The following is a 25,359-nucleotide window of genomic DNA, read 5'->3' on the forward strand; positions in this document are numbered from 1 at the left end:
GGGCGTTCCTTGCAGGGAGGCGCGTCTTAGGCCGAACGGGGGAAGGCCGCCAGTCCTTGGAGGCGTTCAGGCGAGGCGGTTCTGTGGCGGCAATCCGGCGTCGACGCCTTTGTTCGAATAGCGACGGTTATTTGGCAACCGAACGATCACGCGGCTGTTAGGGCAGCGCACAAAACCGTGAAAGTCGCCTGATTAATGCTGCTCCGTTCGGGAACCCTGGGTTCCGTCTCTCTGCTTGCGCTCGCCGTCGCCCATCCTGCCTGGTCTCAGGATTTCATTGAGGTCACGCCGCCGTCGGCCGCCTCCGACGGCCCCGTCCAGGTGCAGGACGTGGTGGTGACGGGCCTGCGCGGCAGTCTGCGCTCGGCCCAGGCGCTGAAACGCAACGCCGACGAGGTGATGGACGCCATCGTCGCCGAGGATATCGGCAAGCTGCCGGACGTGAACGCCTCGGAATCCCTGGCGCGGGTCACGGGCATCCAGGTCGAGCGCGGAGGCGGGGAGGCGTCGCGCGTGATCGTGCGCGGCCTGCCTGATGTGGCCACCACCTACAACGGCCGCGACATCTTCACGGATCAGGGGCGTTCGGTCGCCATGCAGGACTTCCCGGCGGCGGCCATCGCTGCGCTGGAGGTCTATAAGTCCAGTTCCGCCTGGCGACTTGAGTCCGGCATCGCCGGCCTGATCAATGTGCGGTCTCGGTGGCCGTTCGACTTCGACGGCTTCGAACTGTCGACCTCGGTGAAAGGTTCCTACGCCACCCAGTCGGAAAGCTATGATCCGAACGGCGATATCCTGATCAGCAATCGCTGGAACACGGGCGCGGGCGAGATCGGGGCCTTGCTGAACCTGTCCTACACCAGTCTCCGCTACCTCGACTCCGTGCGCTGGGACAGCGGCGGCATCGTCGCGGTGGACGGGCAGTCGGCCGATCCTGCGGTCCAGGGCGCGCGCTATCCCGATGCGGTCGGCATCTTTTACGGGACCGGCGAGCGCTGGCGGCCGTCGGCCAACCTGGCGTTGCAGTGGCGGCCGAACGACCAGTGGGAATTCTATATCGAGGCCCTCTATCAGGGCTATCGTAACAAGATTTCGGACCGTCAGTTCATCGTGCCGCTGAACCACGAGACCACCCGGTTCGAGGACGTGGCGCTGCGCGACGGCCGCAATGAGATCCAGGGCCTGACCCAGATCGCCGGGCGTCGTCCGGAGCAGTGGCAGGGCGCCTCGACCGGCAAGACGAACACCTGGCAGGCGGCCGTGGGCGGCAGTTACAACGCCGGGCCGCTTCAGATCGCCTTTGATCTGGCGCGCACCGACAGCACCTATGAGTTTTCGAACTACAGCTTCGACACGGCCTTCACCCATGCTCCGGTGACGCTGATCGACTTCGATACGCCGGGCGAGGACGGCGGGGCGGCCTTCGAATTCCGCGACTTCGACGTCACGAACCCGGACAACTACGTCTATCGCGGCCTGTTCGATCGCCACTTCATCGGCGCGGGCGACGATTGGCAGGCGAAGATCGACCTGACCTATGACACGGGAAACAGCCTGATCCCGCAGTTGAAGTTCGGCGTGCGCTACGTCGACCGCAACGGCTCCTATCAGAACGGCGAGCGGTATCAGAACCAGGAAGACCTCGGTCTTCCGTTGACCGCCCTTCCGGTCGAACTGGCCCTGATCCCGGCCGGGTTCAACGGCAGCGACGTTCAGGCCATGCGCGCCTGGGTGTCGCCGACCTACGGCAGCCTGCGCTCCAACATGGATGCCCTGCGCGCCCTGGCCGGGTTCGAGCCGGGCCGTCCGCCGATCAACCCGGTCCAGACCTATGAGGCGTCCGAGACGGCCTATACGGCCTATGGTCAGGCCGATTTCGCCATCAACACCCGTATTCCGATCGAGGGCGAACTGGGCCTGCGGATCGTCGCCACCGACTTCACCGTGCGGGGGACCAGCCGCTCGACCGAGGGGGAAGCCGAGGTCTTCACGCCGGTCGATCAGGGCGGACGCTACACCGACCTGCTGCCCAGCCTGGGCGTGCGCTTCATGCTGGACGACGGCCTGATCCTGCGCATGGCGGCGAACCAGACGCGGACGCGCCCGGCCTTCGGTCAGCTGAACCCCAGCGTGTTCGTCAGCCCGTCGGCCGATACCTCCGGACGGCGCACGGCCTCGGGGGGCAATCCCGATCTGAAGCCGATCCAGTCGACCAACTATGACCTGACGCTGGAGCGCTATTTCGCCGATACCGGCGCCGCGACCCTGGCCCTGTTCCGGCGCGAGATTTCAGGCTTCATCGCCGATCAGACGATGGATGTGGACGATCCCGTTTATGGCGTCCTGCGCGTTACGCGGCCGGTCAATCTGAACGACGCCGTGCTGCAGGGCGTCGAGGCGTCGTTCACGACCTTCTTCGATTACGATTTCGTGCCGCAATGGGCGCGCTCGTTCGGGGTGCAGGCCAACGCCACCTACATCGACGGGGCGCTGCCCTATGTGTCGAAGTACTCCTACAACCTGACCGGCATGTACGAGAACGGGCCGTGGACGGCGCGGCTGGCCTATAATCTGCGTACGAAGTTCGGCAACGGCGTCATCGGCGAGCATGTGGACGACGTGGCGCGGCTGGACTTTTCGGCGGGCTGGTCGCCGACCGAGCGGATCACCGTCAGCTTCGACGCGACCAACATCCTGGGCCAGCCGTTCCGGTCGTTCTACGACTATGGCGAGGGCGTCTATCCGCGCGACGTGCGCTACGAAGAGAGCCTCTACACCGTGGGGCTGCGCTTCCGGTATTGAGGCGGTCTCAGCGCAGGAGCGTCTCGAGGCGCTCCGCGCGCTGCAGATCCTTGGGGCGGCCGAACAGGCGGCACTTCTCGATCTGTTCGGCGACGGTGGGGATATAGAGCGTGCCCCCGTCCAGTTCGATCGCCTGGCGCGTGGTGAAGATGACCGGCGTCCAGTCGGCGCCTGCGCGCACGTCCATCATCGCCATGACTTCGATAGGGACCGGCGTGGTCAGGATTTCGCCGAACACCTGCGACCGGAACAGGCCTTCGCCGGGGTCTTCGATGGCTTCGCCGTGCAGGGCCTCGATCAGGCGCCGGGCGTCGCGCGGGCTGGTCATCACATCGACGTCCGGCACGTGCCATTCTGACAGGCCCGACAACGCCATGCCCGCGCCCCCGAACACCCACCAGGGATCCTGAAGCTCACTGGCCGCTGAAGCCAGGATGTCGAAGGTCGCGGCCAGATTTTCGGGCAGGTCGTCGATGTGGCTCATTGGGCGTCTTCCCGGAACAGCAGGCTTCCGTCGCCATAAGAATAGAAGCGGTAGCCGCTGTCGATGGCGTGGGCGTAGGCGGCGCGCATCGTCTCCAGCCCGGCGAAGGCGCTGACCAGCATGAACAGAGTCGATTTCGGCAGGTGGAAGTTGGTCATCAGCACGTCGCAGGCGCGGAAGCGATAGCCCGGCGTGATGAAGATGGCGGTGTCGCCGTGGAAGGGCTGGACCACGCCGTCCTCGCGGGTGGCGCTCTCCAGCAGGCGAAGCGAGGTGGTGCCGACGCAGACGATGCGCCCGCCCGCCGTGCGCACGGCGTTCAGGGCGGCGGCGGTCTCGGCCGAGACCTCGCCCCACTCGGAGTGCATCTTGTGATCGGCCGTGTCGTCCGCCTTGACCGGCAGGAAGGTGCCCGCCCCGACGTGCAGGGTCACGGCGTGGGTCGTCACGCCGCGCGCCTGGATGGCGTCCAGCAGGGCAGGCGTGAAGTGCAGGCCCGCCGTCGGCGCCGCGACCGAGCCGTCATGCTCGGCGAAGACGGTCTGATAGTCCTTCAGATCCTGATCGTCCTCGGCCCGCTTGGCCGCGATATAGGGGGGCAGGGGCATGACCCCGACCTCGCGGATGGCGTCGTCCAGCACAGGGCCGGCCAGATCGAAGCGCAGGATGACGAGGCCGTCCTCGCCCTTGGCGGTGATCTCGGCGTCCACCTGGCCCAGGAAGCAGGCGCTGTCTTCCTCGCGCCCGAAACGAACGCGGTCGCCGACCTTCAGCCGCTTGCCGGGCTTCATGAAGGCGCTCCAGACATCGGGCGCGTCTCGGTGGTGCAGGGTGGCCTCGACCGGGACCGACAGCAGTTCGCCTTCCGGCCCGGTGCGGTGGCGGACGCCCGATAGGCGGGCGGGGATCACGCGGGTGTCGTTGAACACCAGGGCGTCGCCCGGTTGCAGAAAGTCCGGCAGATCACGGATGATCCGATCTTGCAGATCTCCGCCCTTCACGATCAGAAACCGCGCGGAATCGCGCGGGTCGGCGGGGCGCAGGGCGATGCACGCCTCGGGCAGGTCGAAGTCGAAATCGGATGTCCGCATGAGGCGGCCAATGCTCACGCCCCGCCTTTGCGGTCAAGCGAGGCCCGGCCGAAAGTCGACTGGCGAAAACCGCTCCAGCCGCTATGTCAGACTGAGCAATGGGAGTTGAGTGCATGACCGACCGCTATCTGGACGACCTGACCGTCGGCGAAAGCTGGGGCAGCGAGCCCTTCACGATCACCGAGGCTGAGATCATCGCCTTCGCGACGGAGTTCGACCCCCAGCCCATGCACGTGGACAAGGCGGCGGCCGAGGCAGGACGTTTTGGGGGCCTGATCGCCAGCGGATGGCATGTCTGTTCACGCGTCATGCGCCAGTTCGTGGACGAAGCCTATTTCGGCCAGACGCCGCTGCTGGGCATGAACGTCGACGCCCTGTGGTGGGTGCGGCCTGTGCGTCCCGGCGACACCCTGACCGTGCGCCGTGAAATCATCGAAATCCGCCCGTCCAAGAGCCAGCCCGATCGCGGCGTCGTGCGCACCAAGACGACCGTCACCAATCAGGACGGTGATCTGGCGATGAGCTTCGAGAACCAGATGCAACTGCCCCGGAACGCCGAGGCGCGGCTCTAGGCCTCGTTTGAGCGCAAGAACAACGCCATGCCGATGGAGTTCGGCGCTGTGGGTTGGAAACCGTACTGTGCATAGAGGCGATGCGCCTCGCCGTCTGCGATCAGACTGATGTAGGCCTCGGCGGGCACGGTGGCGCGCAAGTGATCCACCAGAGCCTTCATGATCGCCTTCCCCAAGCCGCGCCCCTGGTGGGCAGGATCCACGGCGATGTCGACGATCTGGAAAAACAGCCCGTTGTCGCCGATGACCCGCCCCATGCCGACGGTCTCATCCGCCTGGTTTTCGATCACCACGGCGAAGACGGTGTTGGGCAGGCCGGCGGCTGCCGCTTCGGCGCTGCGCGGGGTGAGGCCCGAAATGGTCCTGAGGCGACGATAATCGTCGATGGCGGGCGTGCGAGCGACAATGCGGTAATCAGGACTCATTGCGTCTTGCTAGCCGATGTAAGGCCGGGGCGACAGGGAGATTCAAGGGATCAAAAGTTGACGTGATGCTGCGGAGCCTTCAAAGCCCGATGCATGCTTCAGAACCTTGAAACCCTGTCCCGTGAGGCCCGTTCGTGGCCGTTTGAGCAAGCGCGCAACCTGCTGGCCCACGTGCTCAAGAAACGGCTGTCGGATGCGGAGCGCGACGCCGCGAAACTGCTGATCGACGCGGGCAAGACGGACGAAGCTCTGGCGACCTTCGAGGCGCTGAATCGGCCTGTGATCCTGGAGACGGGCTACGGTCCGTCGGGTCTGCCGCACATGGGCACCTTCGGCGAGGTGGCGCGCACGACCATGGTGCGCAACGCGTTTCGCGCCCTGACCGGCGATCACTGGGCCACGCGCCTGATCGCCTTCAGCGACGATATGGACGGCCTGCGCAAGGTGCCCGAGGGCGTGCCGAACCCCGACATGCTGCGCGAAGATCTGCACCTGCCGCTGACCAAGGTGCGCGATCCGTTCGGCACGCATGACAGCTTTGGCGCGCACAACAACGCCCGCCTGCGCGCCTTCCTCGACAGCTTCGGCTTCGACTACGAGTTCGTGTCCTCGACCGAGACCTATCGGTCGGGCCGGTTCGACGCGACCCTGCTGACCCTGCTGGAACGCTTCGACAAGGTCATGGGCATCATGTTGCCGACCCTGGGCGAGGAGCGTCGCGCCACCTATTCGCCATTCCTGCCGATCAGCCCGATCACCGGCCATGTGCTGCAGGTGCCGACGCTGGAGCGCAATGTCGAGCGTGGGACCATTGTCTTTGACGATCCTGCGGGCGGCCGCACTGAGGCGCCCGTCACTGGCGGCCATGTGAAGCTTCAGTGGAAGCCCGACTGGGCCATGCGCTGGACCGCGCTGGACGTCGATTACGAGATGTCGGGCAAGGACTTGATCGAGAGCGTGCGCGAGAGCGGCAAGATCTGTCGCGCCCTGGGCGGCACGCCGCCGGAAGGCTTCAACTACGAGTTGTTCCTCGATATCGAGGGCAAGAAGATCTCCAAGTCCAAGGGCAACGGCCTGACGATGGACGAGTGGCTGCGCTACGGCACGCCGGAATCCCTGTCCTGGTACATGTTCCAGTCGCCGAAGTCGGCCAAGAGCCTGCACTTCAACGTCATTCCGCGCGCGACGGACGACTATCTGTCCTTCATCGAGCAGTACAAGACGCAGGAACCGGCCAAGCAGATCGACAACGCCGTCTGGCACATCCACTCGGGCCAGCCGCCGATGAGCGCCTCGCCGGTGTCCTTCGCCCTGCTGCTGAACCTGGTGGGCGTGGCCAACGCCTCCAGCAAGGATCAGCTGTGGGCCTATTTCGCCAAATACCTGCCCGACGCCACGCCCGAGAATGAGCCGGTTCTGGATCGGCTGATGGGCTATGCGCTGAACTACTACGAGGACTTCGTGAAGCCCTCGAAGACCTATCGTCTGCCCGACGACAAGGAAAAGGCGGCGCTACTGGACCTGGCGGAACGTCTGAAGGCCCTGCCGACCGACACGACCGACGGCGAGATCATCCAGGGCGAGGTCTATGCCGTAGGTAAGGCGCACGAGTTCGAGCCGCTGCGAGCCTGGTTCCAGGCGCTGTATGAGGTGCTGCTGGGCGCCTCGCAGGGGCCGCGCTTCGGATCGTTTGCGGCCATCTACGGCCTACCGCAGACAATCGCCCTGATCGAGGCCGGGGCGAACGGCGAACTGGCCTAGCACTGAGCATCGGGGCCGCCGTAGATACTGCGGCGGCTCTTTTTTCTATCCAGACCTCAAGCAGCGCGAAGCGCGGGAGGCCAACTCAACATGAACAGAACATAACGGCGCGACGGGGGGAGCCTTCAGCTTCGCCAGTGCATTGTCGCTCCATCGACAACTCGATGACAGGAGAGACGCATGTCGAAGTTCTTCAAGGCGGGTCTGGCCGCCACCGCCATGTTCGCCGCTCTGGGTTCCGCCGCCGTGCCGATGAGCGCCGCCGCAATGCCCCAGGCTAACGGCATCACCAATTGCGACGCCCCGGGCGGTCGCCAGCAGGCCGGCGCCGCCATCGGCGCCGTGCTGGGCGGTCTGGCCGGTAGCCAGGTGTCCAAGAATGAACGCGCCCTGGGGGCGGTGGTCGGCGCCGGCGCCGGCGCTGCGGCTGGCTCATACATCGGCTGTAATCAGCAGCGCGCGCGTTCGGCCAATCAGGCGGCCGCCAACTCGTACCGCGCTACCTCGAACCTGCGTATCCGCACGGGCCCGGGCGCCAACTACCGCCAGACCGGCAGCTTGTCGGCAGGCCAGCCTTTCACCGCCGTCGGCTCGCAAGGCGAGTGGGTCCAGATCGCGGGCGGCGGTTGGGTGAACGCGCACTACGTCGCGCCGAACTGATCGGCTTTCTCCCCCGCACCGATCATAGCGAAGGCCGTCCCGAAAAGGGGCGGCCTTTTTCGTGTCACTGACTGACCCAGAGGATGCGGGCCATCCATAGAATCTGGTCGCGTGCGAGGTGGCGCGGCGGGTAGTCGGGGTTCATGGAGGCTAGGACCACTTCACGAACGTTCATGGTCGCGATTTCCTTGGCCAGAGTTTCCCCTGTCCGGGTACGCAAGGCCACACGGTCGCCACGTCGGACTTCGGTAGCGTCCAGATCGACGATCACGCGGTCGCCGGGGCGATAGAGAGGGGTCATGGAATCGCCTTCGATCCGCAAGCTGAATAGGCTGTCCTTGCGTGTCGGAAGCTCGGTTTGTTCCCAGCCATCAGCCAGCGGCAGGCCTGCGTCGTCGAAAAAACCTTCATTCCCCGCTCGCGCCAGCCCGAGCATAGGGATCGGCAGGGCGGCGGGGCCTGGATCATCAGCCATGCCGGCGAATTCACCCAGGCTGAGACCTGTGGCCTGAAGCACTCGCATCAGACTCTCGGTGGACGGCCAGCGCGGGCGCGTCGAATCACCGCTAAACCGCTTTGACGGATTGAAACTTGTGGCGTCCAGGCCAGCGCGCCGCGCCAATCCGGAAGCGGACAGGCCTTCGCGACGAGCCAGGACGTCGATGGCGTTCCATATCTGCGCATGAGACAGAGGCATGGGGAATGATACCATGCCGGGATGTGGATAGGAATATTCGCCTATTCAGCCTCTTCGCCCACGGCTCGACGCTCTTGCCAAGCGAGGACTGCGCCAATCGTGATGGCGAGCATGATGCCGTATCCGGTCATGTTGACGACCGTATAGAAGGCCGAGATGGTAGGCTGCATCTTCAGGAAAACCATCACGTGGCTGGCTACCGCGAGTAGTTGCAAGGCGCTGGCCCATACCGGCCACGATCGCGGGGATTTCCAGACTAGGGCGACGAAAACGCCCAGAACGATAATGTCGATGATGAACACCGGCCACTGCATGGCTTCGTAGCCGACCATCATCTGAGCGAGAATCGACAGGAACCAGGCGACAAGCATGGTGCCGGCGCCGATCCGCTCGGGCCTGCCGCCCTTGGTGAGCGCGAACAGCCCAGCCAAGAGCATAATGGATATGCCGACGTACTCGGATACGAAGCCGAACATAGAAACCCCCTCCGCTGTCCAGCGAAGGGGGTATCATGTCACCAAAGCGCCGAAGGCGCACCTAACTCTAGGTGTGAGTTAGATTAAATTCACGCAACCCGCAGGTGACCCATGGGGCGGCTGTCCCATTCGTCCGGCTTGGCCAGCGGACCAGCGGCGTAAGTGCCGTAGCCGAGACGGCGGTGGTCCTTGGCCATTTCATTGTGGCAGGCGACGATAGCTTCGCGAGCGGCGCTCAGAGCGGCGATGGATTCCATGGCCTTGGTCTGAGAGGCCGATGCGGCCACGGCGGAAACGGACAGGGCCGAACGGGCGCCGATCATCGACTGCACCAGGGAGGTGGCCTGCACGATCGCGTCGTCGATCGCTTTCTCGGTAGCGTGCAAATCACCGGCGACGGCGGCGATCACTTCAGTGCGGTCCATAGCATACCCCTCATCAAATCTGCGAGGAGCAATAGTTAACACGCGTTAAGGCTGTTTGGTAGGAATTTCTTTACCATTGGTTACTTTACGCGTTTCGCGTGTGAAAGCTCACTTCAGGTTGTGATCTCTTCGTCCAGTAGGAAGTGGGCGGTCAGGCTGGCGATTGGCTGGGCGTAGTTTTCCTGCCAGGCCTCGGCGATGACATGAGCGACCCTGCGCCCGGCGCGGTTGATGCGGGCGCGAGCGAAGACGTGGATGGGCTTGCCAGAACGAAGGTAGGCCACGGTGACGTTTATCGGGCGGGGCAGCCGCAGCCGCGGATAGGTCAGTGAGACCTGGGCCATGGCGGTCATCTCCAACAGCGCGGCTGTAGAGCCGCCATGCAGGGCGGGCAGGAGAGGGTTGCCGATGAGTTTGTCGTCGAACGGCATGGTCACGGTGACTTCATCGCCGTTCACCTGCGTCTGCAGACCGAGGAAGCGCGCATAGGGCAGGCTGTCGAGCAGGAAGGCGGTCATGCGGCGTCCTTCGCGCGACGAGGTTTCAGGTTGGCGCCGGTGCGGCTGTCGCCTTCTGCGCTGACCATGTAGGCGGATTGGGCGGCGGCGACAGGGTCGCTTGGGTCGTCTTCGAACGCCCAGGCGCGCACGAAGGCCAGATTGCGGGTCAGGCGATAGCAGCGGGCTTCAGCCAACAGGTCGCGCCCAGGTTGTGCGGCTCTCATGTAATCTACGCGCAGGTCCAGTGTCGCGATCGGGCGAAAAGCGTCCAGCGCCACCCAGACGGCCAGCCCGCCCGCATGATCGAGCAGGGTCGTCACCAAGCCGCCGGCCAGGACGCCAGTCTCGGGATCGCCGACCAGGTCGGCGTGATAGGGAACGCGCATCCGAACGCGGTCGCCCTCAAGGCCTTCATAGGCGAAGCCCAGGGCGTGGGTGTGGGCGGCGCCGGAGGCCAGTTGCGGCAATAGGGTGGTGAGGAACGAATCCGTCATCAAGGCGTCCTTTTATGAGCGTCGCCCTTGGTCGCCTGTCCGGCGCAGTCTTGTCCAGCCAACCTTGATCTGATGATGCGCCCTCAGGATCTTTTACGACCCACGCCCGCAGGCCTCTATTGTTCTCCGGGTGATTTCTACATCGACCCGGTGCGTCCGGTGGATCGGGCGGTGATCACCCACGGCCATTCCGACCATGCGCGCGCCGGGCACGGTGCAGTTCTGGCGACGACTGAGACCCTGGCGATAATGGCCGTGCGATACGGCATGGATTTCTCCGGGCGGATGCAGGCTGTCGACTATGGAGAGACGACATCCGTCGGCGGCGTTGATGTGCGGCTGGTTCCGGCCGGGCATGTTCTGGGTTCTGCGCAGGTCGTTGTCAGCCGCAACGGTCTGATCATGACTGTGTCTGGCGACTACAAGCGGCGTCGCGATCCGACCTGCGTCCCGTTTGAACTGACGCCTTGCCATGTCTTTATTTCGGAGGCGACGTTCGGCCTTCCGGTTTTCGTTCATCCCCCCGACGCCGATGAGATCGACAGGCTGATGCGTTCACTGGCGCAGTTTCCGGACAGGGCGCATCTGATCGGCGCCTATGCCTTGGGTAAGGCGCAGCGCATTATTTGCCTGTTGCGCGAGAGGGGGTGGGAGCGGCCGATCTACGTTCATGGCGCGCTGGAGCGGTTGAACGAGCTCTATAAGGCGTCGGGTGTCGGTTTGGGGGCGCTGAGGCCAGCCACGGGTCTGAAACCTGGAGCTCTTGGCGGTGAGGTGGTCATTGCTCCGCCATCGGCAGTGCAGGACCGTTGGGCGCGCCGCTTTGCTGAGCCGATCATGGCTTTCGCTTCAGGTTGGATGGGCGTTCGGGCGCGAGCGCTTCAGCGCGGCGTGGAACTGCCGCTGGTGATTTCCGATCACGCGGACTGGCCGGAGTTGACCCGCACCTTCAACGAGATCGCGCCGGAAGAAGTGTGGATCACCCATGGTCGGGAAGAGGGGCTGCTGCGCTGGTGTGAACTGGCGGGCGTCAAAGCGCGCGCCTTACGTCTTGTGGGATATGACGAGGAGGGCGGAGGCGAAGGGGCGATTTCAGAAGCCTTGCCTGACCAAGGTCAGGCTGCGCCGCGGTCCTTGTGAGCGACTGCAGGTTCGGCAGGTTCCAGGGCTGTATTCATGGCCAGACGCAGTCGCTCGGGCTTGATCGGCTTTTCGACCACGGCGGCCATGCCCGCCGCCAGATAGGCTTTGGCGTCGTCAGGGTCCGCGTTTGCGGTAAGGGCGATGATGGGCAGACGGCCCGCTGCGCCGGGGAGGGCGCGGATGGCGCGCGTGGCCCCGACGCCGTCCAGGCGAGGCATCTTGATATCCATGAGGATTAGGTCGAAGCGGCGGGACTGAACGGCCTCCACGGCCTCTTGACCGTCCTCAACGGTTTCGGAGGTGCAGCCGAACATTTCGCAAAGGGCCTGAGCCACCACGCGGTTGGTGGCGTTGTCGTCGGCGATCAGGACGTGCGGCTGGGCCTGCAGGTGCAGGTGATCCAGATTCGCTACGTTTGAGGGGGTCTCCTGCTCCATCAGGGCGATGGGAGCTTCCAGATCAAAAGCGAAGGTGGCGCCGCGACCGATGTTGTTTTCAGCCCGCAGCCGGCCGTCCATGCACTGGATCAGGCGTCCACTGACCATCAGGCCGAGATCGCAGGATTCCTCGGTGTTCTCATCCAGTCGCCGCGTCTCAGCTGACCCGTCGTCACGGACGCGGGCTTCTATCAACACGCGATCGCCGTGAGCGAGAGCCTTGAGGCTGGCTTCCACCATGCCGTGACGGGTGTTGCCCAGTGCGGCGCTGATCAGATTGTTGAACACCTGCTTCAACCGGTCGGCGTCGATCATGGCCGCCAGTTCGGTGTCGCCTTCATAGCCGACCATCAGGGTCACGCTGTCCTGGGCGGCGCGGGGGGACCAGTGGGTCTGCAACTCGTCCATCAAGGTGCGAAGGGGGGTAGGGGCGGGCGACAACTGCAATTCGCCAGCCTCTGCGCGCGCCAGGTCCAGTGCGTCACGCAGGTTGTCGAGCAGGTCTTCCGCCGATTCCATGATGGTGCGAGCGTGAGCCTTGGCCGCTTCGTTCAATGGCTGCCGGTGCAGCAACTCGGCGACGGCGAGAACTCCGTTCATGGAGGTGCTGAGTTCGCGATTGAGCAGGCCCATGAAGCGGCTTTTTTCACGTGCGGCGGTCTGCATTGCGCTGTCGGCGTCGGCTGCGGCGCGCGCCTGCTCGGCCAAATGCTGGTTTTCATGCTTTTGCAGCTTGTTGACGGCGCGCAGCAGGGCCACCGCCGTGCCGACGCCGCGATAGGCGCCGTTGCGAGTGACGATGAAGCCGCGCATCAAGGTGCCCGGTCCGCTTTTCAGGATGATGTCGGCGAAGGCGTCGATGCGGACGCCGGATTCCACTACCGCAGGCTCGGAGTCCATCAGGTGGGCGATTTCGCGAGCGCCATACAGACTGGGGCCCAGCGGCCCCGCTAACTTCATCAGGAAGTCGCTGCGTTCGATCAGGCCGACGGGACGCTCGCCGTCCACAACGGCGATCACCAGGGTGTCCGGCTCGCGCTCGAAACGCGCGAATATCTCTCCTGTTTTTGCAGAAGGAGATACGGGCTCCGCCCGCTCGGTCAGCACTTCGATCGTCGGCATTCGGCCGGACTCCTACTGAGACCATTTTACATTCTTTGAAAATATTTGCTGAACGGTTAAGCGCGACCGCAGATTCTGCGACATGGCTTTCTTTTGCCGGGCGGGCCGGTCTGGCCTATGCTGTGTGATTACCCATCTTCCGATCCTGGAACGTCCTTGGATGCGCGCGGCTGACGGCCGACCGCAGGTTTGTCATGAACGAAATCCCCCCCAACGCATTAACTTCCGCCCTGGTCCTCTTCTCAGGCGGGCAGGACAGCGCCACCTGCCTGGCCTGGGCGCTGGAGCGTTTCGATCGGGTGGAGACCGTCGGTTTCGACTACGGCCAGCGTCATGCGGTCGAGATGCAGGCGCGCCAGTCCGTTCGCGAGGAACTGGTTAAGGCCTTGCCGCATTGGGCCGAGCGTCTGGGGGACGATCATGTGGTCGATCTGACGGGCTTCGGCGCCATCGGCGAGACGGCGATGACGACCGAACGCGCCATCGAGGCGGACGCGCGCGGCCTGCCCAATACCTTCGTGCCGGGTCGCAATCTGATCTTCCTGGTGGCGGCGGCGGCCCTGGCGGATCGCAGAGGGGCGGAAGTCCTGATCGGCGGCATGTGCGAGACCGACTATTCCGGTTATCCCGACTGCCGCAACGAGACGATCCAGGCGACGGCGCGCGCCCTGTCGTTGGGCCTGGACAAGTCTGTTCCGGTCGAGACGCCCCTGATGTTCCTGACCAAGGCTCAGACCTGGGAATTGGCGGATCAGATCGGCGGTCGCGCCCTGGTCGAGGCCATCATCGAGTTCAGCCACACCTGCTATCTGGGCGACCGGACGCATCGCCATGTCTGGGGTTATGGCTGCGGGGCTTGTCCGGCCTGTGAACTGCGCGCGGCCGGTTATGCGCAATGGGCGGCCGCATGACCTATTCGGCCAAGGAAGTCTTCCTGACGGTGCAGGGCGAGGGTGGACAGGCGGGGCGCCCCGCGGTCTTTCTGCGCTTTGCCGGATGCAATCTGTGGAGCGGGCTGGAGCGGGACCGTGCAACGGCGATCTGCACCTTCTGCGATACGGATTTCGTCGGGGTGAACGGCGACGGCGGCGGCAAGTTCAAGACCGCGGACCTGATGGCCGACCATGTCGCCGGGATGTGGCGCGGCCGCGAAGGCGATCCGAAACTGGTGGTCTGCACGGGCGGCGAGCCGCTGATGCAACTGGATGCGCCGCTGATCGACGCCCTGCACGCACGCGGATTCGAGATCGCCATCGAATCCAACGGCACCCTGACGGCGCCGGACGGCATCGACTGGATCTGCATCAGCCCCAAGGCCGACGCCCCCGTGGTTCAGACCTCAGGGCAGGAGCTGAAGCTGGTCTTTCCTCAGCCGCTGGCCATGCCCGACCGCTTTGAACATCTCGATTTCGAGCGGTTCTGGCTTCAGCCGATGGATGGCCCTGATCAGGTCGCCAACACCGCCGCCGCCATCGAATACTGTCTGACCCACCCGCAATGGCGGCTCAGCGTTCAGACGCATAAATACATCGGGGTGCGCTAGGGATCAGCAGGTTTTGCCCTGACGCTGTCTTTCTTTGCAGCGGCGTTGTTCACGTTCGTATTCGCGCTGCTCGCGCTCGCGCTTGGTCTTGGTTTCCTCGTCCGAGGTGGTGACGGCGTCGAAGCCCGCGCCGACGGCGGCGCCCGTCACCTTGGCCGCGCCGCCGACCACGGCGGCTCCGGCGCCGACGACGGCGCCCGCGACGCAGCCCTGAAGCATCAGGGCGGCGGACAGGCAGAGGGCGAGGGCGGTGAGGCGCTGGATCATGACGGCACTCTGCCGCGCCGCTGGCCTTCTGTCAGTGCGCAAAAGAAAGGGGACGCTCTTTGAAGCGCCCCCTGTGATCTTTCGATCAAGGTAGTCTTACAGGCTGTCGACCATGACCAGTTCGGCGTCTTCGGCGGCCGTGATGGTGATGGTCAGCTCGTCGATGATGCCGGCGCCGTCGCGGGCGTTCAGCGTGGTTCCGTTGACGTCCACCCGGCCCACGGCGGGCACCAGATAGGCGCGGCGACCGGCGGCCAGGTCATAGGTCAGGCTCTCGCCCGCTTTCAGCGTCGCAGCCAGGATCTTGGCGTCGGCGTTGATCGACAGGGCCTCGTCCGCCGGATCGCCCGAGGCGACGACGGTGAAACGGCCTGAGCGGTCGTTCTTGGGGAACTCCCGCTGGCCCCAGGACGGCTGGGCGCCCGGTTTGTCCGTCTCGATCCAGATCTGGAACAGGGTGGTCGTTTCGTCCTCGAGGTTGAACTCGGAGTGACGCACGCCGGTCCCTGCGCTCATCACCTGAACGTCGCCCGCGCCGGTGCGGCCCTTGTTGCCCATCGAGTCCTCGTGGGTGATGGCGCCAGTGCGGACATAGGTGATGATTTCCATGTCGGCGTGCGGGTGAGGCGGAAAGCCCGAGCGGGCGCCGATCTCGTCGTCGTTCCAGACGCGCAGACGGCCCCAGCCCATGCGCCTGGGATCATAGTAGTTGGCGAACGAGAAGTGGTGTTTGGCGTTCAGCCAGCCGTGGTTGGCGCCGCCGAGGGTGTTGAAAGGTCTGACGTCGATCATGGTTCGGTCTCCCATCCGAGGAATGCTTGAGACCTAGATAGGATCGCCAAATCTTATTTGCAACTGTCTTTGTTTCTTATTGAGCGTCAGCCCATCTGCGCCCGGTGCCGCAGCTTGGCGTCGGCCAGGACGATGGCCGCCATGGCTTCGACGACCGGCACGCCGCGCAGGGCGACGCAGGGGTCATGGCGGCCCTTGGTGCGCAGATCGACTTCGGCGCCGTCGCGGTTGATGGTCTGGCGCAGGGTCAGGATGGACGACGTGGGTTTGAACGCCACGCGGGCCGTCAACGGCTGGCCGGTGGAGATGCCGCCCAGGACGCCCCCCGCCTTGTTCGACAGGAAGATCGGCAGGCCGTCGTCGCCCAGGCGCATCTCGTCGGCGTTGTCCTCGCCCGACAGTTCGGCGGCGCCGAAGCCCGCGCCGATCTCGACGCCCTTGACGGCGTTGATGGACATCAGGCCCGCCGCCAACTCGGCGTCCAGCTTGGCGTAGAGAGGCGCGCCCCAACCGGCGGGGACGCCCGTGACCTCCAGCGCCACGACGGCGCCGATGGAGGAGCAGGCCTTGCGCACGCCGTCCAGATAGGCCTCCCAGGCGGGAACTACGTCGGCCGAGGCGGCGAACAGGGCGTTGTCATAGACGGCGTCGAAGTCGATCGCTTCGTCGGCGATGCGGTGCGGCCCCAGCTGGACCACGCCGGCGCGGATGCGAATGGTCTCGCCCAGGACTTTGCGCGCCACGGCTCCTGCGGCGACGCGGCTGGCCGTTTCACGGGCCGAGGAGCGGCCGCCGCCGCGATGGTCGCGGATGCCGTACTTGGCCTGATAGGCGTAATCGGCGTGGCCAGGGCGGAAGGCGCGGGCGATCTCGCCGTAATCCTTGGAACGCTGGTCGGTGTTCTCGATCATCAGACTGATCGGCGTGCCGGTCGTGACCGGGCCGTTTCCGTCGTCGAAGACGCCGGACAGGATGCGGACCTGATCCGCCTCCTGCCGCTGGGTGACGAAGCGGCTGCCGCCGGGTTTCCTCAGATCCAGCCAGGGCTGGATGTCGGCTTCGGTCAGCGGGATCAGCGGGGGGCAGCCGTCGACGACACAGCCGATGGCCGGGCCATGGCTTTCGCCCCAGGTGGTGATGCGGAACAGGTGGCCGAAGGTGTTGTGCGACATGATGGCGAGGCTTAAGCCGCCATCCGCTCCGGCGTCCAGACTCGAGTGAAGCGAAGCAGCATGTCTTCCGCCGCCGAGGGCAGGTCGTCGGACGGCGTCAGCTTGACGAACAGGTCGCCGGCGGCGCGCTTGCCTCGCGCGGGCAGGCCCAGGCCCGGAAGGCGCAGTCGGACCGGCTCTACCATGTCCGGCACCAGCCAGGCGGCCTGCGATCCGGCATGGGTGTCGATCTCGATTCGCCCGCCGTCGCGCATCAGGCGTGAGGCGATGGGCCAGTCCATGAACACGTCTGCACCCAGCACAGAAAGTCCGTCTGCTGGCCGGATAAGGACCGAGATCAGGTCGCGCGCGCCTTTCAGGCGGATGCGGTCCGCCGTCCGGACGCCAGGCGGAACGTGAACCAGCAGGCGTCGGCCAAACGCCGTGACGGCGACAGTGCCGCCGCTCAAGGCCTGCATGGGCGTCAACACGATCAGAGGCGGGGCGCTCGTTGGCGAAGGCGAACACGAAGCTTCGACATTGCTCGCAGTACGAATCGGCGCGGGCAGGGAAGGGGTGTGGGCCTGAAGAAGGCGGTAAGCTGCGATCGTGCGCCTGAAATGATCGGCATCGCCGCCTGGATGATCGGGGTGGACGGACTTCACCGCAGCGCGAAACGCGGCGGTCAGAGCCGCCCCGGTCGCCGGTCCGTCCAGTCCCAGCAGACGTCGCGCTTCATGCGTGGAAAGACACAGCTCCGCATCCATGCGCCCAACTTGTGACAGCTATGGTCAAGGCGAGGTTAACCGTCTTCGCGAAGCTCTGATATGGAACGACGCGCACTAGCGGCGCTTTGTCCTATTGACATAGAAGTCATGTCAGCGGCGGATGACCGTCGCCTTACGTGGCGCTAGGAAGCCCTTTCATGAACCAGCCGGTGATCCCGCCCAGTCCGTCCGCCGATGACTACGCCTTCCAATTGGCGGCCAATGCGGATGATACGATCTTCAACCGCGACGAGCCGATCGGTCTTTTTATCGAATGGTTGGAAGAGGCCAAGCGCAGTGAAGTGAACGACGCCAACGCCATGGCGCTGGCCACGGTCGATCCGGCGGGCCTGCCTGACGTGCGGATGGTTCTGCTCAAGGATGTCGATGATCGGGGCTTTACCTTCTTTTCCAATCAGGAAAGCGCGAAGGGCGAACAGCTTTGGGCGCATCCTTCGGCCGCTCTGCTTTTTCATTGGAAAAGCCTGCGCCGTCAGGTCCGTATCCGCGGTGCGGTCGAGCCTGTAAGCCTGGATGAGGCGAACGTTTATTTCGCCAGTCGCGCGCGTGAGAGCCGCATCGGCGCCTGGGCGTCGGATCAGTCGCGACCGTTGAGCGATCGCGAGGCGCTGGAGGCGCGGGTCGCAGAGCAGACGGCGCGATTTGAGGGCCAGGACGTACCGCGCCCCGATCGTTGGACCGGATGGCGGGTTCGTCCCGAACAAATCGAGTTCTGGCGCGATCGGCCGTTCCGTCTGCATGACCGTTTGCGTTTTGACCGCGATCATGCCGCCTGGGTTACGAAGCGTCTCTGGCCGTGAGGTCTGACGGTCAGGCTTGATAGCGCGCCAGGAAGGTCTCGACCGCGTCGGCGGCGATGTCCGCCGGCGTGCGCTGGGCGATGACCTGGCCGCCTGTCACCATGGGCACGAAGAAGATGGGATGTTCGACCATCCCCATTAGCTGTCCTGCGGCCCAGGACGCCTTTTCAAACTTCAGTTCGCCATCGGTCTGCATGTCATTGAGCGCTTTGATCAATAGTGCGCCGAAGTCGCGCTTGGCCTTGTCGAAGAAGCCGATGGCGATGTCTTCGAAGCGCGATCGCTCGGCCATGACCAGGCGGAATATAGCCTGAACGAAGGCGTCGCTCATGAACTCGGCATAGGTCGTGAGGAAGCCTTGAAGACGTTCTCGAGGAGCCCCTGCATAGTTCTTGACGGCCGACATCCGCGTGGAGAAATCGGTCGCAGCTTCATCGATTACCGCCGCGAAGAGAGCGGCCTTATTCTCAAACATGGCGTAGAGCGTGGCCGTTGATACGCCGGCTTCGCGCGCAATGGGCTCCATCCGTGTGCCGACATAGCCTTCGGACACAAAATGAAGCCGCGCCTGACGCACCAGGGCCGTGCGTCGGGGGTCGTCTATGTGAGCAATCAGAGCGGTCATGGCGTTCACCAGCCTTTCGCCGGACAGTGCCTTTAAAACGCCTTAATTGCAATGGGATCGTTGTTCGCTGCGAATGAAAATCACCTGCTGAGCCAAGGTTCTAGCAGCGGGTGCGCAAGGACAGGCGCAGCCAGACGAACGACGGCTTGAGGGTCTTCGAGACGCACTGCGGCGGTTGCGTCGGCCACTATGAAGTCGGCATGAACCCGGGAGGGTTCGGTCAAACGTTCATGTCCTGGCCGCACGGTTCCCAGATACTGCTGGATAACCGATTCGGCCGTTCGGCCACGCTCGATCTGGTCGCGTAGAAGGCGGCGGATGAAGCGGATGTCTGCAGGCGTATCGACGAAGACCTTGATGTCGAACAGGGCGGTCAAGGCCGACGTGCACAGCAGGTGCGTTCCTTCGACGATTACGACATCGGTCGCGGTTACTGGCTCGCCCTGAGGTTCACGTCCGTGATGAATGAAGGAATAGACGGGCGCTGTGATCGCGCGGCCGCTCTTCAGGGCGCTCAGGTCTGCGATCAGCAGATCGTGATCACGCGCCGCCACGTCGTCAAAGTCGTGGGTCGCCGCGTCGAAGCCCGGGACCGAAGCTGCGTCCAGATAATAGGCGTCCTCGCGCAGCAGGGTGGCGACGCCCTCAGGAAGAGAAGAAACAAGGGCTTCCGCCAGGGTGCTCTTGCCCGAACCGGAGCCGCCGGTGATCGCGATCAGAATGGTCATGGCGCGCTCATTCACCCAGACGTCGCATGACGCAAGCCCGACAGCCGTTTGAAATGGCAATCTGTCGCGGCCAGCCTTCCCCTGCGTCACGTTGCCTGTGACGGTTCTCCTGTCTTAGCGTGGGTGCAAGCGCTGCTTCCAATCAGGCGCACAGACGAGGGAAACGCCGAATGCTGGGTATGATGCAGGACTGGCCGCTGACGGTCGACAAGATCCTCGATCACGCGAAGAACTGGCATGGGCAGCGCGAGGTCGTCACGCGTTCGGTCGAAGGGCCGATCGTCCGCACCACCTACGCCGCCATCCATGAGCGGGCGCGTCGCGTGTCGAACGCCCTGTTGGCCTGGGGGATCAAGCCGGGCGACCGGGTCGCGACGTTGGCCTGGAACACCGCCAACCATATCGAGACCTGGTACGGCATTATGGGGATAGGGGCCGTGTGCCACACCCTGAACCCGCGCCTGTTCCCGGAACAACTGGCCTACATCATCAATCACGCCGAAGACCGGATCATCTTCACCGATCTGACCTTCGTGCCGCTGCTGGAAGCCATTCTGCCGCATTGCCCGTCGGTTGAGCGCGTCATTGTCATGACCGACGCCGCTCACATGCCTCAGGCCAAGCTGCCGAAGGCCGAAGCCTATGAGACGGTGCTGGAGCAGTCTTCGAGCGACGTGACCTGGGGCGGCTTTGACGAGCAGACGGCTTGCGGCCTCTGCTACACCTCGGGCACGACGGGCAATCCGAAGGGCGTGCTGTATTCGCACCGCTCCAACTTCATCCATACGCTGCTGGGGATGCAGGCGACGGTCGTCGGGGGTACGCCCAGCGAAGTCATTCTGCCCGTGGTGCCGATGTTCCACGCCAACGCCTGGGGCATCGCCTTCGTCGGCCCAGCGGCGGGCTCCAAGCTGGTCATGCCGGGCGCTAAGATGGACGGCGCTTCCATCTATGAACTGATCGAGACCGAGGGCGTCACCTTCTCGGCCGCCGTACCGACCGTGTGGCAGGGCCTGTTCGGTCACATGGTGGAGAACAACCTCAGTTTCTCAACGCTCAAGAAGGTGCTGATCGGCGGCTCAGCCTGTCCTGAAGCCCTGATCCGAGGTTTCCAGGACAGGTTCGGCGTCGAAGTGGTTCATGCTTGGGGCATGACCGAGACGTCGCCCATCGGCACCATCGCCAATCTGACGCCTGAGCTGAAGGCGCTGCCGTATGACGAGCAGATGGCTTGGCGCATGAAGCAGGGCACGCCGCCGCTGGGCGTCGAGCTGAAGATCAAGAACTATGGCGGCCAGGAAATGCCGCACGACGGCAAGACCTTCGGCCGGGTCATGGTCAAGGGACCGACCATCGCCGGCGCCTATTTCAAGGGCGAGGGCGGCGATATCCTGGATCACGAAGGCTTCTTCGACACGGGCGATATCGCCAGCGTCGATTCTCACGGCTTCATGCAGATCACTGACCGCGCCAAGGACGTCATCAAGTCGGGCGGGGAGTGGATCAGCTCTATCGATATCGAGAACATCGCCGTCGGCCACCCCAAGGTCGCCCTGGCCGCCGTCATCGGCGCAGCACACCCCAAGTGGGACGAGCGGCCGGTGCTGCTGGTCAAGCTCAAGGAGGGGGAGGCCGAGGACAAGCAGGAACACCTCGACTTCCTGCAGGGCAAGATCGCCAAGTGGTGGATGCCGGACGACGTCGTCTTCGTCGATGACATTCCTCTGGGCGCCACGGGCAAGATCGATAAGAAGACGCTGCGCGAGCGGATGAAGGGGTACCAGCTACCCGCCACCGGCTGATCGCGACGGAGGACGCCATGTCGAATACGCGCCCCAAAGGGCAGGGTTTGGCCAAGCTGCTGCTTTTGACGGCGCTTCTGGCGCCGAGTTTGCTGTTGGTCGCGGTTTTGGGAACGGTGCTGGGGCTGTGGAGCGCCGATTTCGGCATGGGCGTGCTGGCGCTGAAAGCCGGTCGCGTTCTGGCCTATCTGGGTTTGGCTGGAGCCTTGATCGCGTGCCTGCTGGCGTTTCGAGAGCGGCGACTGCTGGGAATCGCCGGCGTGGCTCTGTTGTTCGCCGCGGTGACGCTCGGCGGGTACCTTGTACAGGAGCGCCGCTTTACCGACGCGCCCCGCGATGTGGCGACCGATTTGTCCGACCCGCCTGTCTTCGCGCGCGTCCTGGCGGCGGAGCGTCGCTTGGCCGGGGTGTCTGAAAGTCGGCCCCAGGCTTGTGAGGGCCTGGTCTCCGCGCCGACCCAGGTCGCGTCCGAGACGGCCGCCTGGGCATTGGAGAAGGCCGGTTTCACGGTTCTTGGCACGGCGCCGTTCCGGGTGGATGGACGCAAGGAAGGCGCATGGTTCGGTCTGACGCATGACGTCACTGTTCGAATTCGTCCTGGCCGCACTGATGTGCGCGTCGCGGGCCGTGACAACCTTCAGGTCGGCGATGAGGCCTGCCGCCTCGCCAAGGCCGTGGTTGCGGAGTTGACGCCTTGAACCGTCAGAAAGCCGGATCGGCCAGCCGCCAGGTCGAGCCCAGGTCCGGCCCAGGCGAAGCTTGAACCCGGCCTTCCTTCAGAAGTTTGATCAGGTGCGCCAGCACCGAAAGACTGGCGGCGGGCCACAGGCGCTGATCGACGGCGGCGTAGAGGACCGGAACCATGGCGGAGATCAGTCGATCTCCTGCTTCCAGGCGGGCCATGATCTGGGCTTCGCGTTCCAGACGGTGCGCGCGGTAGGCTTTCAGGAACGGCGCAACCTGGGTGATCGCTGGGCCGTGCGTAGGCCATATTGTCGAGAATCCGCGCGCCAGCACTGCGTCGAGGCTCTGCATATAGGCCGTCATGTCGCCATCGGGCGGGGCCACGACAGTCGTCGACCAGCCCATGATGTGGTCGCCGCTGAACAGGGCGTTTTCGTTCCGCAGGACAAAAGCCATGTGGTTCGAGGCGTGACCGGGTGTCGCCATGGCCTCCAGCGTCCAGCCGTCGCCCTCGATCCGCTCGCCGCCCTTCAGAACGATATCAGGATGGAAGTCTGCGTCCTCGTCCTCATCCAGGCCGCCGTCTGAGGCGTGAACCGTCCGCAGGGGCGGCTGCATGGCCAGAATCGGCGGATGCCCGACCGCTTCGGCGAACGGGCGAGCGAGGGGGGCGTGGTCACGGTGCGTGTGCGTGACCAGAACATGGCTGACTCGCCGCCCTGCGACGGCCCGCATCAGACTGTGCAGATGGGCGTCATCGAGGGGGCCGGGATCAATGACGGCCACTGCCGCGCCCGGTCGTTCCCGCCCGACGATGTAGGTTCCTGTGCCAGTGAAGGTGAATGGTCCCGGGTTGTCCGCAATCACGCGCTGGATCAGCGACGAGACCTGATCTCGTCGACCATAGGTGAAATCGAACTGGCGAACGTAGGGGATCATGGCGGTTCTCAGAGCGGTAAACGACTGAGATCGTACCCGGCGTCCAGGGCGAGCCGGCGAAGGGATGCCGCGTCTTCGCCCTGGAGCCGTCGCGCAAGGGCCCAGGCCGCCGCTGAGCGCATGCCGGATCGGCAGAACATCAGGACGGGGCCGGTTGCTTCCAGCGCCTGCGCGACGCGGTGGACAGCATCGGCGTTCGGCATGCCGCTGACAGGGGCCCAGACATATTCGAGGCCCGTCGCTTCGGCTGCCGCCTGGATCTCTTCGCTTGTGGGTTGGCCCGGCTCCTCGTGGTCGGGGCGGTTGTTGATCACTTGCTTCAGGCCGAGGGTCTCCGCCAATTCGGCCAAGGCCGAAGGAGCGATCTGAGCGGAAATCCAGACGTCGGTCGTAAGGCGCGAGGGCGATGTCACTGTCTTCTCACTCTAATGGCGCGGGCGTCGCCCACATTTAGGAAATAGCTGCCAAAGGCCGCGCGGCGGACTCGCACCTCAGCACCGCTTTGAGCGCGAATGTGGGGTGATTCATTGTCGACCTGCCTCCATTCGCTACCGTCGTCCAAGTGGAAGGTCCATTGGCCGTAACCGTTTCTGGAGGCCCGGACGAGGGTGGTTTGGATCGATGATATCTCTTCGCGGTCCTCACTTGAGCCGAGGAATGACGGCAGGGCGCCGCCGCTGAAACCGAAGAGACTACGGCGAGCTTCTCTTACCTGTGTCCGATCGACGAGAGTCAATTCGCCGGACTTGTGGGCTTGGATGAGGCTGTCTGCGGCTTGATCCAGACATGACAGGCGTTGGGTCGCGTCAGAGATTGAACGGCAGGCGGAGAGTTCGCTGATCGTCGATTGGCGGTCTTGGGCAAAAACATGTGCCGGTATGACAGAGAAGCAGATTGCTGCTGCAACCATACCGGTATTTTTTGCGGAAAAATCCTTATTTTTTGTCATTTCTTCGAAGCCTCATTCGTGTCAGAAAGGTGGCTGGTTGAGTTCGTTGCGCAATTTGCAGTGGCTATTTTGCGACATAGATGGGGCGGATTTATTTCACTGAAGTAATTATTCTAGAATTCACGCCTATGCGGCGTTTATGGATCGATCAGTCATTCGTCGATTCTCTGCTCGAGGGGAGGCGAGGTGGCCGCGCCGGCAGGCGGAGCGAAAGCTCCGTTGGGTGTCAGGCGCAACACAGGAGGATTCAACTTGAAGATCCAATTGAAGCGGGAGCGTCTACTCGCGTCCACTATGATCGCGGGTGTTGCGCTCATTGGTTTCGCCGCTCCCGCAGCGGCGCAAAGCACGAGTAGCGAAGAGCAGGCCAGCCAAGTGTCTGACGTCGTTGTCACCGGTTCGCGTATTCGCGTACGCGACACGACCGGCAGCAGCCCGATCGTGACGGTCGGCGCCGAGCAACTGGAAGAGATTGGCACGGCGACGATCGAAACCTACCTGAACGCGCTGCCGCAATTGTCGCCTAGCCTGACCAAGACGAACAACAACCCGTCTTCCGGCGGTGCGGCGTTCCTTGACCTGCGTCAGCTCGGCACGTCGCGAGGTCTGACCCTGGTCAATGGCCGCCGTTTGGTCCCCGGCTCTTCAAGCGGTGCGGTCGACATCTCCATCCTGCCTTCGGGCCTGATGGACCGTGTTGAAATCATCACCGGCGGCGCATCGGCGGTGTATGGCGCTGACGCTGTTTCGGGCGTAGTCAACTTCCTGCTGAAGGATGACTTTGAAGGCGCTCAGGTTTCGGCTCAGTACGGCATCTCGCAAGAGAATGACGGTAAGGAAGTCCAATACAACCTGGTCCTCGGCGGCCCGTTTGCAGACGGTCGAGGTCACTTGACCTTTGCTGCGTCGCACAACACGCGCGACGGTATCCCGCAGACGGCGCGTGATATCTCGCGCACGGCGCAATATTGCTTCAACGACGGCAGCTGCGTGCCGGATGGCTCGCCTACGACCGGTGACGGCACATTCTCGATCTCGCCATCGGCCACAGCCGCGCAACTGGCCACGTATCAGACCTATTTCGCTGGGCGCGGCCTGACGAACCCTGACCTCATCTATGCGGGGTGACGTGCCCCTGAGAATTTCCTCCACGCGGAGCTAGAGTCCGGCCCTTGAAAGGACGGACGGAATGAAACGAGCGA

29 protein-coding genes are annotated in these 25,359 nt (G+C 64.2%); 11 read left to right on the forward strand and 18 right to left on the reverse strand.

Features of this window, described 5'->3' with window-relative positions:
- Nucleotides 1-195: 195 nt before the first annotated feature.
- A complete protein-coding gene (locus EGK63_RS03180) occupies nucleotides 196-2,802 on the forward strand; it encodes a TonB-dependent receptor (RefSeq protein ID WP_125899879.1) in 2,607 nt (868 codons plus the stop codon).
- 7 nt (nucleotides 2,803-2,809) lie between these two features.
- Here the strand turns inward: EGK63_RS03180 and EGK63_RS03185 are convergent, their stop codons facing one another.
- Together EGK63_RS03185 and queA are read right to left on the reverse strand one after the other, a co-directional pair.
- The gene (locus EGK63_RS03185; protein WP_125899880.1) at nucleotides 2,810-3,286 is read right to left on the reverse strand and encodes a hypothetical protein; all 477 of its coding nucleotides are present in this window, start codon (nucleotides 3,284-3,286) and stop codon (nucleotides 2,810-2,812) included.
- Nucleotides 3,283-4,377 carry a tRNA preQ1(34) S-adenosylmethionine ribosyltransferase-isomerase QueA gene (queA, locus tag EGK63_RS03190; protein WP_125899881.1) on the reverse strand — a complete coding sequence of 365 codons (1,095 nt, stop codon included), beginning with the start codon at nucleotides 4,375-4,377 and terminating at the stop codon, nucleotides 3,283-3,285. The genes EGK63_RS03185 and queA overlap by 4 nt, the downstream gene beginning before the upstream one ends.
- 113 nt (nucleotides 4,378-4,490) lie before the next feature.
- Between queA and EGK63_RS03195 the strand changes: the two genes are divergently transcribed.
- On the forward strand, nucleotides 4,491-4,949 hold the full coding sequence (locus EGK63_RS03195; protein WP_125899882.1) for a MaoC family dehydratase: 459 nt from the start codon (nucleotides 4,491-4,493) through the stop codon (nucleotides 4,947-4,949).
- Here the strand turns inward: EGK63_RS03195 and EGK63_RS03200 are convergent.
- Nucleotides 4,946-5,374 (reverse strand): GNAT family N-acetyltransferase, encoded by a 429-nt coding sequence (locus tag EGK63_RS03200; RefSeq protein ID WP_125899883.1) that lies wholly within the window; start codon nucleotides 5,372-5,374, stop codon nucleotides 4,946-4,948. The genes EGK63_RS03195 and EGK63_RS03200 overlap by 4 nt on opposite strands.
- A gap of 93 nt (nucleotides 5,375-5,467) precedes the next feature.
- Between EGK63_RS03200 and EGK63_RS03205 the strand changes: the two genes are divergently transcribed.
- Together EGK63_RS03205 and EGK63_RS03210 are read left to right on the forward strand one after the other, a co-directional pair.
- Nucleotides 5,468-7,135, forward strand: coding sequence for a lysine--tRNA ligase (locus EGK63_RS03205; protein ID WP_125899884.1), 1,668 nt, complete (start codon nucleotides 5,468-5,470; stop codon nucleotides 7,133-7,135).
- Nucleotides 7,136-7,315: 180 nt separating this feature from the next.
- Nucleotides 7,316-7,795 carry an SH3 domain-containing protein gene (locus tag EGK63_RS03210; RefSeq protein WP_125899885.1) on the forward strand — a complete coding sequence of 160 codons (480 nt, stop codon included), beginning with the start codon at nucleotides 7,316-7,318 and terminating at the stop codon, nucleotides 7,793-7,795.
- A 64-nt stretch (nucleotides 7,796-7,859) separates the two neighbouring features.
- Here the strand turns inward: EGK63_RS03210 and EGK63_RS03215 are convergent, their stop codons facing one another.
- From EGK63_RS03215 to EGK63_RS03235, 5 genes are all read right to left on the reverse strand, one after another.
- On the reverse strand, nucleotides 7,860-8,318 hold the full coding sequence (locus tag EGK63_RS03215) for a helix-turn-helix transcriptional regulator (protein ID WP_308446941.1): 459 nt from the start codon (nucleotides 8,316-8,318) through the stop codon (nucleotides 7,860-7,862).
- Between the two features lie 215 nt (nucleotides 8,319-8,533).
- On the reverse strand, nucleotides 8,534-8,968 hold the full coding sequence (locus EGK63_RS03220; RefSeq protein WP_125899887.1) for a hypothetical protein: 435 nt from the start codon (nucleotides 8,966-8,968) through the stop codon (nucleotides 8,534-8,536).
- A gap of 89 nt (nucleotides 8,969-9,057) precedes the next feature.
- A complete protein-coding gene (locus EGK63_RS03225) occupies nucleotides 9,058-9,393 on the reverse strand; it encodes a hypothetical protein (RefSeq protein ID WP_125899888.1) in 336 nt (111 codons plus the stop codon).
- A 113-nt stretch (nucleotides 9,394-9,506) separates the two neighbouring features.
- Nucleotides 9,507-9,911 carry a PaaI family thioesterase gene (locus tag EGK63_RS03230; RefSeq protein WP_125899889.1) on the reverse strand — a complete coding sequence of 135 codons (405 nt, stop codon included), beginning with the start codon at nucleotides 9,909-9,911 and terminating at the stop codon, nucleotides 9,507-9,509.
- A complete protein-coding gene (locus tag EGK63_RS03235) occupies nucleotides 9,908-10,387 on the reverse strand; it encodes a PaaI family thioesterase (protein WP_125899890.1) in 480 nt (159 codons plus the stop codon). The genes EGK63_RS03230 and EGK63_RS03235 overlap by 4 nt, the downstream gene beginning before the upstream one ends.
- A 72-nt stretch (nucleotides 10,388-10,459) precedes the next feature.
- Between EGK63_RS03235 and EGK63_RS03240 the strand changes: the two genes are divergently transcribed.
- Entirely contained in the window at nucleotides 10,460-11,527 is a 1,068-nt protein-coding gene (locus EGK63_RS03240) for a ligase-associated DNA damage response exonuclease (protein WP_125899891.1), read from the forward strand.
- On the opposite strand, the gene EGK63_RS03245 is transcribed toward EGK63_RS03240, so the two are convergent.
- Complete coding sequence (locus EGK63_RS03245) at nucleotides 11,503-13,089, reverse strand: response regulator (RefSeq protein ID WP_125899892.1); 1,587 nt, start codon at nucleotides 13,087-13,089, stop codon at nucleotides 11,503-11,505. The two genes, EGK63_RS03240 and EGK63_RS03245, sit on opposite strands and share 25 nt — an antisense overlap.
- 203 nt (nucleotides 13,090-13,292) lie before the next feature.
- Between EGK63_RS03245 and queC the strand changes: the two genes are divergently transcribed.
- Together queC and queE are read left to right on the forward strand one after the other, a co-directional pair.
- On the forward strand, nucleotides 13,293-14,000 hold the full coding sequence (gene queC / locus EGK63_RS03250) for a 7-cyano-7-deazaguanine synthase QueC (RefSeq protein WP_371412904.1): 708 nt from the start codon (nucleotides 13,293-13,295) through the stop codon (nucleotides 13,998-14,000).
- The gene (gene queE, locus EGK63_RS03255) at nucleotides 13,997-14,632 is read left to right on the forward strand and encodes a 7-carboxy-7-deazaguanine synthase (RefSeq protein WP_125899894.1); all 636 of its coding nucleotides are present in this window, start codon (nucleotides 13,997-13,999) and stop codon (nucleotides 14,630-14,632) included. Before queC ends, queE begins: the two co-directional genes overlap by 4 nt.
- A gap of 3 nt (nucleotides 14,633-14,635) precedes the next feature.
- Here queE and EGK63_RS03260 read toward each other — a convergent pair whose 3' ends face one another.
- The 4 genes from EGK63_RS03260 to EGK63_RS16690 all read right to left on the reverse strand — a co-directional run bounded on the left by EGK63_RS03260 (nucleotide 14,636) and on the right by EGK63_RS16690 (nucleotide 17,321).
- Nucleotides 14,636-14,899, reverse strand: coding sequence for a hypothetical protein (locus tag EGK63_RS03260; RefSeq protein ID WP_165906516.1), 264 nt, complete (start codon nucleotides 14,897-14,899; stop codon nucleotides 14,636-14,638).
- A 96-nt stretch (nucleotides 14,900-14,995) separates the two neighbouring features.
- Complete coding sequence (locus EGK63_RS03265) at nucleotides 14,996-15,691, reverse strand: pirin family protein (protein ID WP_125899895.1); 696 nt, start codon at nucleotides 15,689-15,691, stop codon at nucleotides 14,996-14,998.
- Nucleotides 15,692-15,777: 86 nt separating this feature from the next.
- On the reverse strand, nucleotides 15,778-16,863 hold the full coding sequence (gene aroC / locus EGK63_RS03270; protein ID WP_125899896.1) for a chorismate synthase: 1,086 nt from the start codon (nucleotides 16,861-16,863) through the stop codon (nucleotides 15,778-15,780).
- 11 nt (nucleotides 16,864-16,874) lie between these two features.
- Nucleotides 16,875-17,321, reverse strand: coding sequence for a DnaJ C-terminal domain-containing protein (locus EGK63_RS16690; protein ID WP_243637546.1), 447 nt, complete (start codon nucleotides 17,319-17,321; stop codon nucleotides 16,875-16,877).
- A 446-nt stretch (nucleotides 17,322-17,767) separates the two neighbouring features.
- Here EGK63_RS16690 and pdxH point away from each other — a divergent pair, with 446 nt between their 5' ends.
- Nucleotides 17,768-18,430 carry a pyridoxamine 5'-phosphate oxidase gene (gene pdxH / locus EGK63_RS03280; RefSeq protein WP_125899898.1) on the forward strand — a complete coding sequence of 221 codons (663 nt, stop codon included), beginning with the start codon at nucleotides 17,768-17,770 and terminating at the stop codon, nucleotides 18,428-18,430.
- Nucleotides 18,431-18,440: 10 nt separating this feature from the next.
- On the opposite strand, the gene EGK63_RS03285 is transcribed toward pdxH, so the two are convergent.
- Both EGK63_RS03285 and udk read right to left on the reverse strand, forming a co-directional pair.
- The gene (locus EGK63_RS03285) at nucleotides 18,441-19,055 is read right to left on the reverse strand and encodes a TetR/AcrR family transcriptional regulator (protein WP_125899899.1); all 615 of its coding nucleotides are present in this window, start codon (nucleotides 19,053-19,055) and stop codon (nucleotides 18,441-18,443) included.
- 80 nt (nucleotides 19,056-19,135) lie between these two features.
- A complete protein-coding gene (gene udk, locus EGK63_RS03290) occupies nucleotides 19,136-19,783 on the reverse strand; it encodes a uridine kinase (protein ID WP_125899900.1) in 648 nt (215 codons plus the stop codon).
- A 170-nt stretch (nucleotides 19,784-19,953) separates the two neighbouring features.
- On the opposite strand from udk, the gene EGK63_RS03295 reads away from it, so the two are divergent.
- Nucleotides 19,954-21,585, forward strand: a complete 1,632-nt coding sequence (locus tag EGK63_RS03295; RefSeq protein ID WP_125899901.1) for a long-chain-fatty-acid--CoA ligase — start codon at nucleotides 19,954-19,956, stop codon at nucleotides 21,583-21,585.
- 47 nt (nucleotides 21,586-21,632) lie between these two features.
- Complete coding sequence (locus EGK63_RS03300) at nucleotides 21,633-22,283, forward strand: DUF1499 domain-containing protein (RefSeq protein WP_243637547.1); 651 nt, start codon at nucleotides 21,633-21,635, stop codon at nucleotides 22,281-22,283.
- Between the two features lie 4 nt (nucleotides 22,284-22,287).
- Here EGK63_RS03300 and EGK63_RS03305 read toward each other — a convergent pair whose 3' ends face one another.
- From EGK63_RS03305 to EGK63_RS03315, 3 genes are read right to left on the reverse strand one after another with little or no spacing between them, the layout of a single operon-like run.
- Nucleotides 22,288-23,208 (reverse strand): MBL fold metallo-hydrolase, encoded by a 921-nt coding sequence (locus EGK63_RS03305; RefSeq protein ID WP_125899903.1) that lies wholly within the window; start codon nucleotides 23,206-23,208, stop codon nucleotides 22,288-22,290.
- An 8-nt stretch (nucleotides 23,209-23,216) separates the two neighbouring features.
- Nucleotides 23,217-23,621, reverse strand: coding sequence for a TIGR01244 family sulfur transferase (locus tag EGK63_RS03310; protein ID WP_125899904.1), 405 nt, complete (start codon nucleotides 23,619-23,621; stop codon nucleotides 23,217-23,219).
- Nucleotides 23,618-24,157, reverse strand: a complete 540-nt coding sequence (locus tag EGK63_RS03315; protein ID WP_125899905.1) for a hypothetical protein — start codon at nucleotides 24,155-24,157, stop codon at nucleotides 23,618-23,620. The genes EGK63_RS03310 and EGK63_RS03315 overlap by 4 nt, the downstream gene beginning before the upstream one ends.
- A 252-nt stretch (nucleotides 24,158-24,409) precedes the next feature.
- On the opposite strand from EGK63_RS03315, the gene EGK63_RS03320 reads away from it, so the two are divergent.
- Nucleotides 24,410-25,285 (forward strand): TonB-dependent siderophore receptor, encoded by an 876-nt coding sequence (locus EGK63_RS03320; protein WP_243637548.1) that lies wholly within the window; start codon nucleotides 24,410-24,412, stop codon nucleotides 25,283-25,285.
- Nucleotides 25,286-25,359: the final 74 nt, after the last annotated feature.

The sequence above is a fragment of the Brevundimonas sp. 357 genome (assembly GCF_003938605.1).
In the GTDB taxonomy this organism is placed as follows: Bacteria; Pseudomonadota; Alphaproteobacteria; order Caulobacterales; family Caulobacteraceae; genus Brevundimonas.